A 12,971-nucleotide genomic window follows, 5' to 3' on the forward strand; every position below is an offset into this window, starting at 1 on the left:
ATCATTCCTTTCCTCCGGTTTCGATGAGCCAGAAGCGGCGCATCAGCTTGTCGCCGTCGTCCAGGTACTCGTGGAGCTCCCGCCCGGTGTAGGCAGACCACTCGATCACGGTGAAGGCGGCGCGCTGCAGATCGCGGTCGATCACGCGCAGGCGGGTGAGATCGAGGGGCCATTCACTGCCGTTGTAGACGGCGAGCAGAATGCGCCGGCAGTGGTGGCTCTGGCCGGTGTGGCCGTTGGCCACCTCGACGAGGCGTTGCAGGGCGAAGGGGCCGCGCTGCTCGAGGTCCTCGAGGCGCTGCTCGGTGGCGGCCTCCTGGGCCAGCATCGCTTCCAGGGCTTCGCGGTTGCGCTCGCTGAGGCGCTGGCTGAGGTTTGGCATACGGGTCTGCATGGCTCAGCCCTCCGCCTGACAGTCGCAAGTGCCACATAGGGCATATGTGAGTGGGCTGGGAGCGCCCTGGGGAGTGGCGTCGCCCTTGTTGACCCTGTACAGCTTTTTCCGGCTTTCGATGGATAGGGTTTCATCAAGTACTTGAAGTACCTTTCCCTCCTTGGTCGATATTCGAATAGAGCGACCGCGTTGGGTTGCAGTAACAAACGAGACCTTGTCACCTTCCCGAATCTGGCTCAGATCGGGACGACGCTTCTTTCCACAGGTGTTGCAGTCGTAATCACTCATAATCAGCTCCTTGCATGGTGCGGTGGTTGTGCGCGCCGGCTGCTGGGGTGCGGCAGGCGGGCGAGTTCGATGCCGAGCTTGGTGGCGATGTGGTCGAGCCCGGCGTCGGTGAATTCGGTGCGGCCGTAGTGGGTCCAGCCGGCAATGGGGTGCCGGTAGGTGCCGGTGGCGACGATCACCAGCTCCACGCGGCCGCGGTAGGGGCCGGCCGGCAGGTTGTCGGCGCCGAGCACGCCGGCCTCGCGCAGTCGGCGGGCCAGGACGTTGCGGCCCAGGTTGAGCAGGGCGGCGGCTTGGTCGAGGGTGTAGGTGCGGTGGCTCATGGCGACGGTCTCCTTGCTCAGGCCTGGAAAACCCAACACTTCACGCTCGTGCCGCCCAGGCGGATCTGGCTGCGAACGGTGCGGTTGGCGTCGATGAACTTGCGGGTCTTGCTGGCACGCAGGTAGCGCTTCAGCTCTCGCATCTCAGGCACGCGCAGCTTGTAGTCGGCACAGCGGCGCTCGAAGTCTTTGAGGTTGATGGCGATCTGCGCGGCGCCCTTGCCGTAGTGGTTGAGCATCGGCTCCTCGGAGAGGCCTTCGAGGTAGTCGTAGGCTTCCCAGAAGTCCTGCACGAGAGGGTGGTCGGCGTTGATCGCCTGCTGCCGCTCGCGGGCCATCTGGCGCACGTAGCCGGCGGCCATCTCGATCACCTGGGCCTCGAACAGGCCGAGCCCCTCGGGGCCGAGGCAGTCGAGCAGGGCCATCAGCTGGCCGTGGCACTTGGCGATACGCAGCACCTTGATCTCGGGGTCTTCGGCGAGGCGGTTGGCGTAGGTCCGGGCGTTCGTGGTGATCAACTCGAGCAGGGCGGCTTCCCGCTGGGCGACGTCCAGGGCGAACTGACTCACGTGCTCGAGCTCGGTTTTCTCGAGCGCCTCGGCCAGCTCCTTGGTCTGGCGGCTCTGGCCCTCGCGGGTGAACATCAGGTGGCAGATACGGGTCTGGATCGCCTCGCCGGCCTGCACCGGGGCGTTCTGGCTGATGACGATGGAGCCGCGGAAGGGCGGTTCGTAAGTGTCGTTGCCGCTGTTCTTCACGCCGCGGGCGCGGATGCTGCGGCCGTTGAAGGCGGTCTTGAGTTCGTCCCAGTCGAACTGCTTTTGCTTGGTGCCGCCTTCCTGCTCGCGATCGGACTCGATCAGCACCACCGGCAGGTTGCTCACCTGGGCGAAGTTGCGGCTGCGCGCCGGCATGGTCGCCTTGCTGGGGTCGAAGCCTTCGTAGTCGCGCCGGCCGACCAGCTTCCACAGGAACTCGATCAGCGTGGACTTGCCCGCGCCGGCCTCGCCGACGATCTCGAGGAAGGGGAAGCTGCCCATCTCGCTGCGGATCTGCTCGGCGAGCAGGCTGCCCAGCCAATAGGCGGTGGCCACCACGCCGCGTAGGCCGAAGGCGCCGTAGAGTTGGCCGGTCCAGTCGGTGCGGTAGGCCTTGCGATCGGCATTGAGCTGCAGGGTGACGGACTGGCTCAGGGTCTTGAGCTGCTTGCGCGGGCCGAGCTCGAAGAAGTCCTCGCTGTTGATCTTGTGCAGCTTGCCGCCGGCCACGGCCAGGTCGCCGAACACGTAGGCGCCGTGTTCCTTGCTGTAGCCGATGAAATCGATGGTCTCGACCGTCTTGATGTTGCCGATCTGGTCCTGCAGCAGGGTGTCCAGCTGCTGGCTGGTACCGGTCCACACCGCGCCGGGGGCCACGCCCAGCAGGCGCTTCTTGAATTCCGAGGCGCTGGCCAGCTGGCCACCGCTGAAGGTGTTCTTCACCGGCGGCTGGCCGCCGGGAAACTCGACGCGGTAGTAGTACCAGCTCTCGTCGGTGACGCTGTTGGCCTGGTAGTAGAGCGCCGTGGGGTAGCAGGTGCAGATCCGCTTCACGCTGCCTGCCTGCTCGAGGGCGGCGTCACGAATGGCCGGATCGATCTGCATCTGATCACCGCCATCGGCGCCTTCGGCACGCACTGCACGGTCGTAGGCGTCGACGTCCAGCTTCCACCACCAAAGTTGCCGCTTGAACTCGAACCAGCACTCGCGGCGCTCGGTGCGGCGGTAGATGATGAGCGCCTTGGCCATGGCCGTAGGCGCGAGCAGCAGGTCGCCATGATAGCGATAGGTCTCGAGGTGCTTCTCGGTGAGCTCGCCGCGCTGGTGACAGTCGTTCCAGTCGTGACGGCCGCCGCCGGGAATCTGCGCGGCCTTGCACTCCCAGCCGGCGGCGCGGGCGCGCTTCACGTGCTTTTCGGTGGCGTTCTGGCCGGCGCGGTTGCCGTCCAGCGCCCACACCAGGTTGGGGCGGGCGGTCCCAGCCTTGTGCGCGGCATCGCTCAGCTGCTCGAGGGCGTTCTCGGGGTAGTTGGAGCAGCTCATCGCCGAGACGGCGGCGATGCCGTGGTGATAGAGCGCGATGGCGTCGAAGATGCCCTCAACGATCCACACCTCGCCGGCCTCGACCAGGTCCTCGAGGGAGAGCGCCGGCGGGCACCACCACTGGCCCTTGTAGCGGCCGACGAAGTTGGCCTTCTGCTTGCCGAAGCGCTCGGGCTTGTCGAGCAGGCGCTCCCAGTAGGCGCCGCCGGGCAGGGTGAAGCGCACTGTGGCGGTACCGCCGACGTCCTGACGCCAGTAGCTTTCCTGGGTATACCAGCCCTGGATGCGCTCGAGCTCGAAGCCGCGGCCGTCACGCAGGTAGCCGTCTGCCACCGGTGTTTGGCTGCTGGGTTTCTCATTCGGCTTTGGCGCGTAGCGCTCGCTCCACGACTCGAACAGCTCGGGGAACAGGCTCTTCACGTGCACCTGCTCACCGCACTGGTTCTCCCGGCCACACTTCAGCATCCACGGCTCTTCGGCCTTGATGAAAGCCTCGCGCTTGCCGCAGCCCGGGCAGCGCACCTTCTGCAGGTACGGCCCGCGCTCCTGGGCGTCGAAATCGCGCAGTAGGCGCGCGAGGATGTCTTGGCGCAGCGATGAATTCACGCTGAGCCTCCTATGCCGTGACGTGGAAGAGAGGGTTACTGCTGGATGACGATCGGCGTGCGGGTGGTGCTGTTCACCACGCGGGCCTTGCCTTCTTCACGAGCGCGAGAGAGCACGTGCATCAGGTCTTCGGCGGTGAAGGCCACGGGGCGACCGCCGGCAGTGCGCATGACCACCAGGTGGGCCGTGGTGGCATCGACATCGATGTGGGCCAGCTGGTTGGCGCTCGAGGTTTCGGCGTAGGCCTGCAGCGCCTGGATTTCGGCGACGTGCTCGGGGAGCTCCAGCTCGCTCATCAGGTACACCGTCAGCTCCTCGATGGCGGTGACGCGGTCGAGCTGGTGGCCGCAGCGGAACATCCAGCCGATGGCGAGGTTCTGCGGGTCCAGTTGGTGGACCACGGCGCGGGACTGGGCGGCGGCGGTGATGGGCGTGATCTTGGTCATGGTGATGTTGCTCCTGCGTACCGTGTGGTTATCAGTTGGCTTCGTTCATCAGCTGGGCCAGCAGGGAAGGCGCCGGCGGCAGCTGTACATCCGGGTTCGGCTTGGCACTGGGGCAGGTGGTGTGGATCAGCTCCATGCCCATCTTGGCGCGGAAGCCGCACCCCACCTCGTCGCTGCAATGTACCCAGGCCTCGCGGTACACCGGCGTGATGCCCACCGAGTTGCGGATGCGCATGGAGCTGCCGCAGTGGGGGCACGAGAGGCGTCGGGAATGCGTCACTGGTTTCCTCGTTTCACTTCGTAGAGAGCCCGGCCGCGGCCGGTGAGGCCCTGGGCGCCGCGGCGAATGCGCCGGCGCAGCAGCCACTCGGCGGCCTGCTCGCGGGTTTCCAGCCCCTGCTGCTGGCAGACGGCATCCAGCACCGCCTTCATCTGCTGATCGAGCTCCATGGGTTGTTCCGGCATGAGCACCTCGGATGCACGGTGGATGTAGGGGCTCCGTTCAGCTGGCTTGATCGGTGATGCTTGGCGTGAGGCCAGCGAGATCGACGCCGAGCACCTCACGCGCTTCCTTCATCATCATTTCGCGCATGACCTCGGCCTTGGGCACGCCCAGGTAGTTGGCCAAGGCGATGATCACGCCTTCCTCGTACTGGTCGAGGTAGACGGTCTTCTTGGTTCGAACGCGTTTGGGGTCCTGGTACATGGCAAATGTCCTTCTGCAGCGGTCACGAAACGGGTTACAGCAAAGGGATCTGGTCCGGCTGCTGGCCGATCAGGCTCAGCCCGGGCAGCGGCTTGCCCACCAGCCGGTAGAGATCGCGCAGCTCGCCGAGCAGCACCGACTGCTGAAAAGCGTTGCGGCAACGCATCAGGTCGCGGGTAATGGCGGTGATCTGGCGGGAGAAGGCCAGGCGATCCTTCTGCGGCACATGGCCGAAGAAGCCCTGCTTGCGGATCGCCGGCAGCACTTCGCTGCAGACCCAGTTGGCGAACTCGATGGCTTCGGGCTTGTTAGAGCGGAAGGTGGTCCGATAAACGGCCGCTTCGGAGATGAAGTACGTCTCCTTGGTGCCGTAGCTGGTCCGGAGATACAGGACCACCTTCCAGGTTTCCGGCAGGTTTCGGAGACCAGCTCCGCCTTTCCAACTGATGCCCAAGGCGTCGAAGACGTCCTTGGCACAGAACCAGGCTTCGCCCTGGTCGTCGGTGGCGGTGCGCACTTCGGCCTGCTGGAACAGGAACGGGGTGGCGAGGGGTTGCATCTCTTGCATGAGGTTTCTCCTGCTCGGGCGAACCGGGGCTCAGTCGTTGGGCTTGGGCGGGAAGTCGTCGACGTCGGTGACGACACCGTCCTTGATGCCGAGCAGCACGGCGGCACGATGGGCCTCGCCGCGGCGGCCCTTCTTGCGGCCGGCCAGCAGGTCACTGACGAGGTTGGGGTTGAGGCCGTGGGCGCGGCTGAACTCGGCGATGCTGATACCGCGTTGATCGAGCGCCTGGCGGGCTTGCTCACGGGTAAGAGGCATTGTGTTAACCTGTGTTGGTTTGCGTGCTTGTTTGAGGGAGTGTTAATGCGAGTTCCCGGAATTCGAGAACCCTATGTGCGTCGCTTCTGCTGGGACGTGGTCCGTGGAAGCGAGCCGCGCCATGTCAGGCACGAACCGCTGCCGGGTGCTCCAACAATGGAATGTTTCAGCATCGTTCCAGAGCAGGTGGCGCGTTTTGGCGGAGAACAGGTGCTGGGCTGGGCGATCTTCGAGTGGCGAAAAGTCATGATCGAGGCCGAGTTCCACACCGTTTGGCGTAACCCGAATGGGGATCTCGTGGACCTCACTCCTCGGCCGATCCCCTTGCGCAAGATTCTCTTTCTTCCTGATCCGAACCGCCGTTACGAAGGCCGACAGGTGGATAACGTCAGAAAGCCTTTGGTTAACGACCCGCGTATCAGGCGCTTCATCCAGTTGGCGGAGCGCCTCACCGCACTGCTCAATGAAGGCGATTTGGCCGATCAGTATGGAGAAATCCCTGCCACCCCCGAGATGAGGGATGTGCAGAACGAGATGGGCCAACTGCAGTTGGCGTTGGCAGAACGCTACGGAAGGCCCTAGCGAGTGGGCTTTCCATAGGATGCGGCGAATCCCGAGAGGTTGAGCGGCCATAGTGTTAACCTGTGTTCAATCGTGTGTTGCTCAGATGATGGTATTCGAATGAACAACTGTCAAGGGTTTGATTGTGCAATCGACCAACTTAGGTGAGCGGCTTCGGCTGGAAAGAACCCGGCTGGGCCTGTCACAAGAGGCTTTTGGCGAGGCTGGTGGGGTAAAGAAATTTGCTCAATCGAATTACGAGCGAGGCAAGAGAAACCCCGACACGAGCTATCTCGAAAAGCTTTCCAAGCTCGGGGTCGACATTCAGTTCGTTGTAACTGGTATCCGTTCGACCTCTGGTGGTCCAAACGAAGGTCAGGCTGCCCAGTTGATTAACGGCTCTGCTGATGTGGCAGTTGCCGGCACACCCGGCCCTGGTCTGGCCGAGGTGAAGCTCTACGACGTCGAGGGTGCCGCCGGCGCCGGCCGGGACCTCGAAGGCGAGCGGATCGAGGGGCATATCTACTTCCCCGAGGCGCAGCTGCAGGCCCTGGGCATTCAGCCCACCCAGGTAGCAGGCATCAAGGTGCGCGGGGATTCGATGGAGAGCACCCTGGCCGACGGTGACTGGGTGCTGGTGGACCTGGCCAACCGGGACATTCGGCAGGAAGGGGTGTTTCTGCTGACAGTGAGCGGCGAGCGGCGCATCAAGCGCGTGCAGCGCCTTGCCGGCGGCGCGCTCTACCTGATCAGCGATAACGAGCACTACCAGCCCGAGATGATCAAGCCCGAGCAGATGCGCGAGGTAGAGATCCTGGGGCGCTGTGAGGTGAGAATAGGGAGAATTTCGTGACCGGCATTATTGCAACAATGCAGTAATGCCACAGAGCCAGGCGGGCGCCTGGCGGACCCTCTGACGATAAGCGAGGCGGCAAAGACCGCCCAAAAGAACCGCCCCAGAGGGGGCATGTACGCAAGGGAATGACAATGGAGAACCTAGTAACTATCGGCGGGCTTTCGCTCGGCGTGGCGGGCTGGTGGGCCCTGGCTCGCTCCATGAAGACCAATGGCCGGCCCTGGTGGTGGCGGCATACGGCCGGCTTCCTGCTCTTCCCCTTTGCCATGTTGGGTGCTGGGATGATGCTGGGCGGCCTGCTTGGTGTTCCCTGGCAAGAGGGCGAGACCTCGAGGAGTGCGGAAATATTCGGCGGGTTGCTGTTTGCCTTGCCGGTGCTCCTGATTCTGTGGGTTTCCAGAAGGGCTGCCAAACGTCGTCTCGCTACCGCAGAATTGCCACCGCCGTCATCACAGCCAGCGCCGCCAGCCACTCCGGCACCGCCCAAGCCTGCATCACGACAGCCTGCACCGCCTAACTCCCGCACGCCGGTCCGCTCCGGCAATCTGCGCTTTCAGTATGAGGACGCCGAGGGAAATCTCAGCACGCGAGAGGTGGCCAACTGGAGCGCCTCGGGGCGCTACATCAAGGGCTTCTGTGTTGACCGGGGAGAGCTTCGCACCTTTCGTCGGGATCGCATCGCCTGTTTCCTCGAGGGGGAACATCTGCTCAATAGTCCATCGGTGGCTACGGCGACTCCCCGCCGGGCCAAGAGCCGCCCGCTGGAAATCCTGTTTACCGGTTTTGATGCTGAAGCCAGAGAAGAGCTGGAGGGCGAGGCCGAGTCGGAAGGCATGAAGGTGCGAAAGAGTGTCACCCAGAACCTCGATTTCCTCTGTGCCGGCCCCAATGCCGGGCCGAGCAAACTGGCAGAGGCCAAGGCAAAAGGGGTTGTCGTGATGAGTGAAACGGAGTTCTTGGATTTTCTGGATACCGGCGTGGTGCCAAGCTGATGGAGAGGGGTGATGAAAGTGAATTACTTGGGCCCCTGCCAGCTTGCCGAGCACCCGGCGTTTGATGGGCTTGAACCCCAGCGGCTGCCAGCCAGCTGCTACCTGGTCGAAGTGAGCGACGAGGCTGGGGTCGACGGCGGTATCATCGAGGGCGATGTGCTGGTGGTGGATGAGGCGCGCCCCGTGGAGCATGCCGACCTAGTGGTGGTGGAGATCGAAAGCCAGTACCGGCTGTTTCGCAGCCACCGGATCGGCGGTGGTCATCGGCTGATGCCGGCATGCGGTGGCCGAGGCCACTTTGCCAAGGCGAGCGACTGCCGCGGCGTCGTCATCCAGCACTTAAGACAACAGGCGACGGCCTGATACAACGCAAGGGAAGGGGGAGAGACAACCATGAAACGATTGACTGCAGCTGCGGCTTTGGCTGCCCTGATGCTGGCGGTATCGACCACGGCGATGGCCTGCGACCAAGACGACGCACTCACCAAGTGGGAGCAGGCGGAGGAGCATGAGATCATTCTCGGCGCTGGCAATATCAACGGCACCATGTCATTTGCCGTGGATGAGGGCGTTTGGGATCAGCTCGACTTCGGCACCCGCCTGGGCATGGTCGAGACTTTCCAGTGCCTGGTAGCAGGGCCGGGCAACGTGCTGCGCACTGCCAACGTGATCAACCGCGGCGGCCGGGTGCTGGCGGTCTGGGACGGCATCAGCAAGCAGCTGGATATCAAGTAGGTCAGGATCGGCTTTTTCCTACATCCGTGTAAGCCATATGCCATATCGGTGCCCGCGGCAGGCTGATAACTTGGTGAAGACGCTTCGCGATGCGATCGATTCGCCGCGGTCGCCAAGGATGAAAAGAGGCGCCATTCCAAAAGCCCTGCTCAGGACGAGCGGGGCTTTTTCATGGGCGCGCTACGCCAAATCCAGACCCTTCACCCTTCGTCTTCCTCCAGATTTCGCGTAGCGCCGCCTTCCTGATTGCGCACTTCCAGCTGCACGCTGCTGGTGAAGCCGCCATCGCCCAGCTCGTGGGTCACTTCGGTGACGATCCAGGGCGTGGCGTCGATCTCTGCCTTCCAGCCGCGCAGGCGTACCGGGGTTTCCGGCATCAGGCGTGGGTCACCTTCGGCCAGCTGCAAGGTGAACTCGGCGTGGCCGCGCTGGATGCGCTGCCATTCGCTGGTGGCGGCGGCCAGGGCATCGGCCTGGCTGGCGTAGCTGGGGCGCAGGCGTTTGGGGTTCTCGTCGGTACCGGCGATGACGTCGTGAACCCTGGCGTCGGTGGGATCGTGCCACTGGGCGATCACGCCGCTGTAGCTGTCGCGATCGGTGCTGGTGTAGCGGTGCTGGTCGCCGTCGCGGCGGGTGAGGGTGAGCGTGGGGATCTCGAGGCCGCTAGCGGTGAGCGCCTGGCCGGCAGCGACGAACAGCAGGCGCCTGGCCTTCACGGTGGCCACCGCATCGAAGCGTTCGGCCAGGCGGGTGAGGAAATGGAGATCCGACTCTTCGGTCTGGTCGATATGCTCGACCAGGGCGCCGAGGTAGCTCTGGCCGATGACGGGCTCGAGCTCGTGCTGGCCGGCGATGGTCTCGATGATCTGCTCGAGGGTGAGATCGTCCCAACTGCGGCTGCGCTTGCCGGGCAGGTCGCCGCGCATGTCGGCGCTGCGGGCGCGGATGCTCACCTGGTCGGGGCTGCCGCTGTGCTCCACCTCGTCGACGATGTACGTACCGCGTTCGACAAGGCCTTCCCCATGCCAGCCGATGGCAAGGGTCAGCTCGGCACCGCGGGGCGGCAGGGCGAGGCGGCCGTCGTGGTCGGAGAGGGTGAGGTCGAGCTGGTCGGCTTCCATGCCACGGCGATCGGTCAGGCGCAGCCGGCCGAGGCGGGCGCGCAGCTCAGGATGGAGCGTTTGCCCCTGCAGGGTGAGGCGGTAGTCGGGCCGGCGGCTCATGCGAACATCCCCCGCACCAGGCGCAGGGTGGCGGCATCCAGCACGGCGAGGCGCTCGTGATCGTCGTCGTCGATGCGCTGCAGCGTCATGTCGAAGTCGATCTGGCCGGCGGCGCCATCGCGGAAGAACTTGCTCTTGCGCTCGTTGAGCGACTCAAGCACAAACAGGCCGTAGTTCTTGCCGGTACCCTCGATCAGCGGCCAGGCCTTGCCGTCGCCCGCCATGCGGCGCAGCTCGTCCAGGTGCCGCTGGCCGCCGGTGAATTCGGGCAGCAGGGTACCGGTGAGCGTGATGGTGTCTTCCCCTGGGCCGAGAAACTGGCGCGCCGGCCGGGCGCCCACGCGGCTCTGCCCCGGGTGGCGCCAGTCGGTCTGCCGCTGCAGCTCCTGGTAGGGCACCGTACCCAGGCGGAACACGAACAGGCCGTAGGTCATCATCATGGTTGGGTGTCCTCAGTCGGTGTCGGTCAGTCGGTATCAAAAAGGGCGGAGCGCTGGCGGGCGCGTGCGTTGCGCTCGGCCTCGGCCAGGGCGCGCTGCACCTCGGAGGCCACCAGGCGGGCGAGGGCCTGTTCATCCATGCCCGGGGCGGCGTGCACGTTGATCTCGCCGATGCTCACATGCAGGCCGCCGGCGCTGGGCGCGGCCATGGGCGGGCGGGTATCGAAGGCGATGCCGCCGCCGTGGCCACCGCTCTCGACTCCGCCGCCGGCGACGGCCGCCGTGGCGATAGTGCCGAGGGCCAGGCCGGCGCCGGCACGACGCACGCGGTCGCCGAAGTATTTGATCTCGCGCAGGGCGCCGTTTTCCGAGCGCTCGAGGCCTTGCTGGTAGCCGGCGAGGGTGTCGTCGCCCAACTGGGCGAATACCCGCGATGGCGAGCGGATGCCTAGCCGATCGGCAAACCAGCCGCGCACGGCGCTGGCAGTGCTACCGATTTTGTCGCGCAGCACGCTCCACTTGTCGTCGATGCCATTCATCAGCCCATCGAGCAGGTCGCCGCCGAAGCCGGCAAAGACCCTCGAGGGCGAGTTGATGCCCAGGCGGTCCTTGAACCAGCCGACGATGTTGCCGCCGATGCCGGTAACGGCGTCGCGCACCTCACCGGCCTTGGCGCGTAGGCCGCCGAGCAGGCCGTCGATGATCATGCCGCCCAGCTCGGAGAGCGAGGCGGGCAGCTCCATGCCCAGGGCGGCCAGTCCGGCGCGGATGCCGCGCCACAGGATGCCGAGCGGCGACCAGTCCACCAGCAGTTGGGTCACGCCGCCGATGCCATCCTCGAAGGCGCCCTTGATGCCGGCCCAGGCGCGGCCGGGCAGCTCTCGCAGGGTGTTCCACAGGGCGGTGAACTTGGGCCCGATGGTTTCCCAGTTGCGCCACAGGTAGATGGCGCCGGCGGCGATGGCGGTGATGCCGGCGATGACCCAGCCGATCGGCGTGGCGGCGAAGGCGAGGCCGAGTGCTTTGATGCCGCCGACCAGGCCCGGCAGGGTGGCGGCCAGGCTGGCCAGCGCGGCGCCGGCCTTGACCAGGCTGATGCCGAACATGACGACGCTGAGGATCAGCTTGCTGGCGAACAGGCCGCCGACCACCATGGCCAGGTTGTCGAAGCCGCCGACCATGTCGGCCGCTCGTGTGACGATGTCCGCTAGTGTACCGGCCAGCTTGGCGGCGCCGCTGGTCAGTTCGATGATGACCGGTACCGCGGCCTTGAGGCGCTCGCCGAATTCGCGGGCAAAGGCGCGTACCCGGTGGCTGTTCTCCTGCATCCAGCCGGAGAGCTCGCGCATTAGCTGGGTTACGGCCGGCATCAGCTCGGCGCCGATGGTGTGGCGCATGCCGCTCATGCCGAGCTGGGCATCGAGCAGGGCGTCCTTGAAATCTTCGGCGCCGCGTGCGGCCTCTTCGGAAAGCACGCTGCCGGTCAGGCGGGCCTGGCGGGCGTAGTCGGTCAGCCCCTCGCTGCCGTCCTTCAGCATGTTGAGCATGTCGGCGCCGGAGTTGCCCAGCAGCTGGCTGGCAAAGGCAGCCCGGGTGGTGTGGTCTTCGATCTCGTTGAGCCGATCGGCGACGATGCCAAGCGCTCGATCGGGCGACATGCGGGCGAGCTCCTGGGCCGAGAGGCCGAGCTCTTCATAGGCTTTCTTGGCGGCACCGGAGCCTTGGGCGGCCAGACCGATGCGGCGAACGAAGCGCTGCATGCTGCCGTCGAGGGTGCCGGTGGCAACGCCGGAGCGCTCGGCAGCGTAGCGCAGCTCCTGCAGCTCGGTGATGCCCATGCCGATGGCGTCGGCGGTCTTGGCGACATCATCGCCGAGGGTGGCGGTGCTGTTGGCCAGGCCGAAGATGGAGCCGGCTGCGAGGGTGGCGCCGATGGTGAGGTTACGCGTGAAGCGGCGAGCCTCGCCGGTCATGTTGCGGAAACGACCGCTCACGTCGGCATCGCCCAGGCGGCGCAGGGCGTTCTGCTGACGCTCGAGGCGGCGGTTGGTCTCTTCGATCTGGCGGGCGAGGGCTTCGTTCTGTTGGGCGAGGCCGCGGGTGCCCTCGATGCCTGGCGGCAGCTGCCGGGCGAGTTCGCGCACCTGGTCGCGCTGGCCGCGGTACTCACGGGTGAGCTTGTCGACCTCGCGCTGCGCATTGGCCTGCTGCTGGGTGAGGCGACGGGTGGGACCCTCGGCGGATTGCAGCTGCTGGGAGATCTGGCGCAGCTCTTCGCGCTTGTCCATCAGTGCCCGCCGGGTGGCGTGGCTCTGGCGACTCATGTCGCGAAAAGCGGTGAGCTGTTTCTGCTGGTCCTGCAGGTTGCGCAGCTGGTCGCGGGTCTCGCGGATGGCGCGGCCGGCGCCCTGGCTGCCCTGCATGATCTGACGAAGTGGCCCGGTGGCCCTGTTGATGGCGCTGAGCGTCACGCTCAGGTTGAGATCGCGGGCCATGC

At 65.4% G+C, this 12,971-nt stretch carries 18 protein-coding genes; 5 read left to right on the forward strand and 13 right to left on the reverse strand.

Going from position 1 to position 12,971, the window contains the following annotated elements:
* Nucleotide 1: 1 nt before the first annotated feature.
* The 10 genes from HOP59_RS05865 to HOP59_RS05910 are packed head-to-tail and all read right to left on the reverse strand — an operon-like array spanning nucleotide 2 to nucleotide 5,667.
* The gene (locus tag HOP59_RS05865) at nucleotides 2-394 is read right to left on the reverse strand and encodes a DUF7673 family protein (RefSeq protein ID WP_234253144.1); all 393 of its coding nucleotides are present in this window, start codon (nucleotides 392-394) and stop codon (nucleotides 2-4) included.
* A gap of 3 nt (nucleotides 395-397) precedes the next feature.
* The gene (locus HOP59_RS05870) at nucleotides 398-682 is read right to left on the reverse strand and encodes a hypothetical protein (RefSeq protein ID WP_234253145.1); all 285 of its coding nucleotides are present in this window, start codon (nucleotides 680-682) and stop codon (nucleotides 398-400) included.
* Nucleotides 683-684: 2 nt separating this feature from the next.
* The gene (locus tag HOP59_RS05875) at nucleotides 685-1,005 is read right to left on the reverse strand and encodes a phage antirepressor KilAC domain-containing protein (protein WP_234253146.1); all 321 of its coding nucleotides are present in this window, start codon (nucleotides 1,003-1,005) and stop codon (nucleotides 685-687) included.
* Nucleotides 1,006-1,022: 17 nt separating this feature from the next.
* Nucleotides 1,023-3,692, reverse strand: coding sequence for a toprim domain-containing protein (locus tag HOP59_RS05880; protein ID WP_234253147.1), 2,670 nt, complete (start codon nucleotides 3,690-3,692; stop codon nucleotides 1,023-1,025).
* 35 nt (nucleotides 3,693-3,727) lie between these two features.
* Entirely contained in the window at nucleotides 3,728-4,138 is a 411-nt protein-coding gene (locus tag HOP59_RS05885) for a hypothetical protein (protein ID WP_234253148.1), read from the reverse strand.
* 31 nt (nucleotides 4,139-4,169) lie between these two features.
* The gene (locus tag HOP59_RS05890) at nucleotides 4,170-4,418 is read right to left on the reverse strand and encodes an ogr/Delta-like zinc finger family protein (RefSeq protein ID WP_234253149.1); all 249 of its coding nucleotides are present in this window, start codon (nucleotides 4,416-4,418) and stop codon (nucleotides 4,170-4,172) included.
* Nucleotides 4,415-4,603 (reverse strand): hypothetical protein, encoded by a 189-nt coding sequence (locus HOP59_RS05895; RefSeq protein ID WP_234253150.1) that lies wholly within the window; start codon nucleotides 4,601-4,603, stop codon nucleotides 4,415-4,417. Before HOP59_RS05895 ends, HOP59_RS05890 begins: the two co-directional genes overlap by 4 nt.
* A 37-nt stretch (nucleotides 4,604-4,640) precedes the next feature.
* Entirely contained in the window at nucleotides 4,641-4,844 is a 204-nt protein-coding gene (locus HOP59_RS05900; protein WP_234253151.1) for a hypothetical protein, read from the reverse strand.
* Between the two features lie 34 nt (nucleotides 4,845-4,878).
* Nucleotides 4,879-5,412 carry a BRO-N domain-containing protein gene (locus HOP59_RS05905; RefSeq protein WP_234253152.1) on the reverse strand — a complete coding sequence of 178 codons (534 nt, stop codon included), beginning with the start codon at nucleotides 5,410-5,412 and terminating at the stop codon, nucleotides 4,879-4,881.
* Between the two features lie 30 nt (nucleotides 5,413-5,442).
* The gene (locus tag HOP59_RS05910; RefSeq protein ID WP_234253153.1) at nucleotides 5,443-5,667 is read right to left on the reverse strand and encodes a DNA-binding protein; all 225 of its coding nucleotides are present in this window, start codon (nucleotides 5,665-5,667) and stop codon (nucleotides 5,443-5,445) included.
* Nucleotides 5,668-5,712: 45 nt separating this feature from the next.
* Here HOP59_RS05910 and HOP59_RS05915 point away from each other — a divergent pair, with 45 nt between their 5' ends.
* The 5 genes from HOP59_RS05915 to HOP59_RS05935 all read left to right on the forward strand — a co-directional run bounded on the left by HOP59_RS05915 (nucleotide 5,713) and on the right by HOP59_RS05935 (nucleotide 8,811).
* A complete protein-coding gene (locus HOP59_RS05915) occupies nucleotides 5,713-6,249 on the forward strand; it encodes a hypothetical protein (RefSeq protein WP_234253154.1) in 537 nt (178 codons plus the stop codon).
* A gap of 124 nt (nucleotides 6,250-6,373) precedes the next feature.
* Nucleotides 6,374-7,081, forward strand: a complete 708-nt coding sequence (locus HOP59_RS05920; RefSeq protein WP_234253155.1) for an XRE family transcriptional regulator — start codon at nucleotides 6,374-6,376, stop codon at nucleotides 7,079-7,081.
* 134 nt (nucleotides 7,082-7,215) lie between these two features.
* A complete protein-coding gene (locus HOP59_RS05925; protein ID WP_234253156.1) occupies nucleotides 7,216-8,076 on the forward strand; it encodes a BRCT domain-containing protein in 861 nt (286 codons plus the stop codon).
* 12 nt (nucleotides 8,077-8,088) lie between these two features.
* On the forward strand, nucleotides 8,089-8,439 hold the full coding sequence (locus HOP59_RS05930; RefSeq protein ID WP_234253157.1) for a S24/S26 family peptidase: 351 nt from the start codon (nucleotides 8,089-8,091) through the stop codon (nucleotides 8,437-8,439).
* A 30-nt stretch (nucleotides 8,440-8,469) separates the two neighbouring features.
* The gene (locus HOP59_RS05935; protein WP_234253158.1) at nucleotides 8,470-8,811 is read left to right on the forward strand and encodes a hypothetical protein; all 342 of its coding nucleotides are present in this window, start codon (nucleotides 8,470-8,472) and stop codon (nucleotides 8,809-8,811) included.
* 200 nt (nucleotides 8,812-9,011) lie between these two features.
* Here the strand turns inward: HOP59_RS05935 and HOP59_RS05940 are convergent, their stop codons facing one another.
* The 3 genes from HOP59_RS05940 to HOP59_RS05950 are packed head-to-tail and all read right to left on the reverse strand — an operon-like array spanning nucleotide 9,012 to nucleotide 12,969.
* Nucleotides 9,012-10,034, reverse strand: coding sequence for a contractile injection system protein, VgrG/Pvc8 family (locus tag HOP59_RS05940; RefSeq protein WP_234253159.1), 1,023 nt, complete (start codon nucleotides 10,032-10,034; stop codon nucleotides 9,012-9,014).
* The gene (locus HOP59_RS05945) at nucleotides 10,031-10,474 is read right to left on the reverse strand and encodes a phage tail protein (RefSeq protein WP_234253160.1); all 444 of its coding nucleotides are present in this window, start codon (nucleotides 10,472-10,474) and stop codon (nucleotides 10,031-10,033) included. The genes HOP59_RS05940 and HOP59_RS05945 overlap by 4 nt, the downstream gene beginning before the upstream one ends.
* A gap of 26 nt (nucleotides 10,475-10,500) precedes the next feature.
* Entirely contained in the window at nucleotides 10,501-12,969 is a 2,469-nt protein-coding gene (locus tag HOP59_RS05950) for a phage tail tape measure protein (RefSeq protein ID WP_234253161.1), read from the reverse strand.
* Nucleotides 12,970-12,971 lie beyond the last annotated feature (2 nt).

It is taken from the genome of Billgrantia aerodenitrificans, assembly GCF_021404405.1.
Lineage (GTDB): Bacteria > Pseudomonadota > Gammaproteobacteria > Pseudomonadales > Halomonadaceae > Halomonas > Halomonas aerodenitrificans.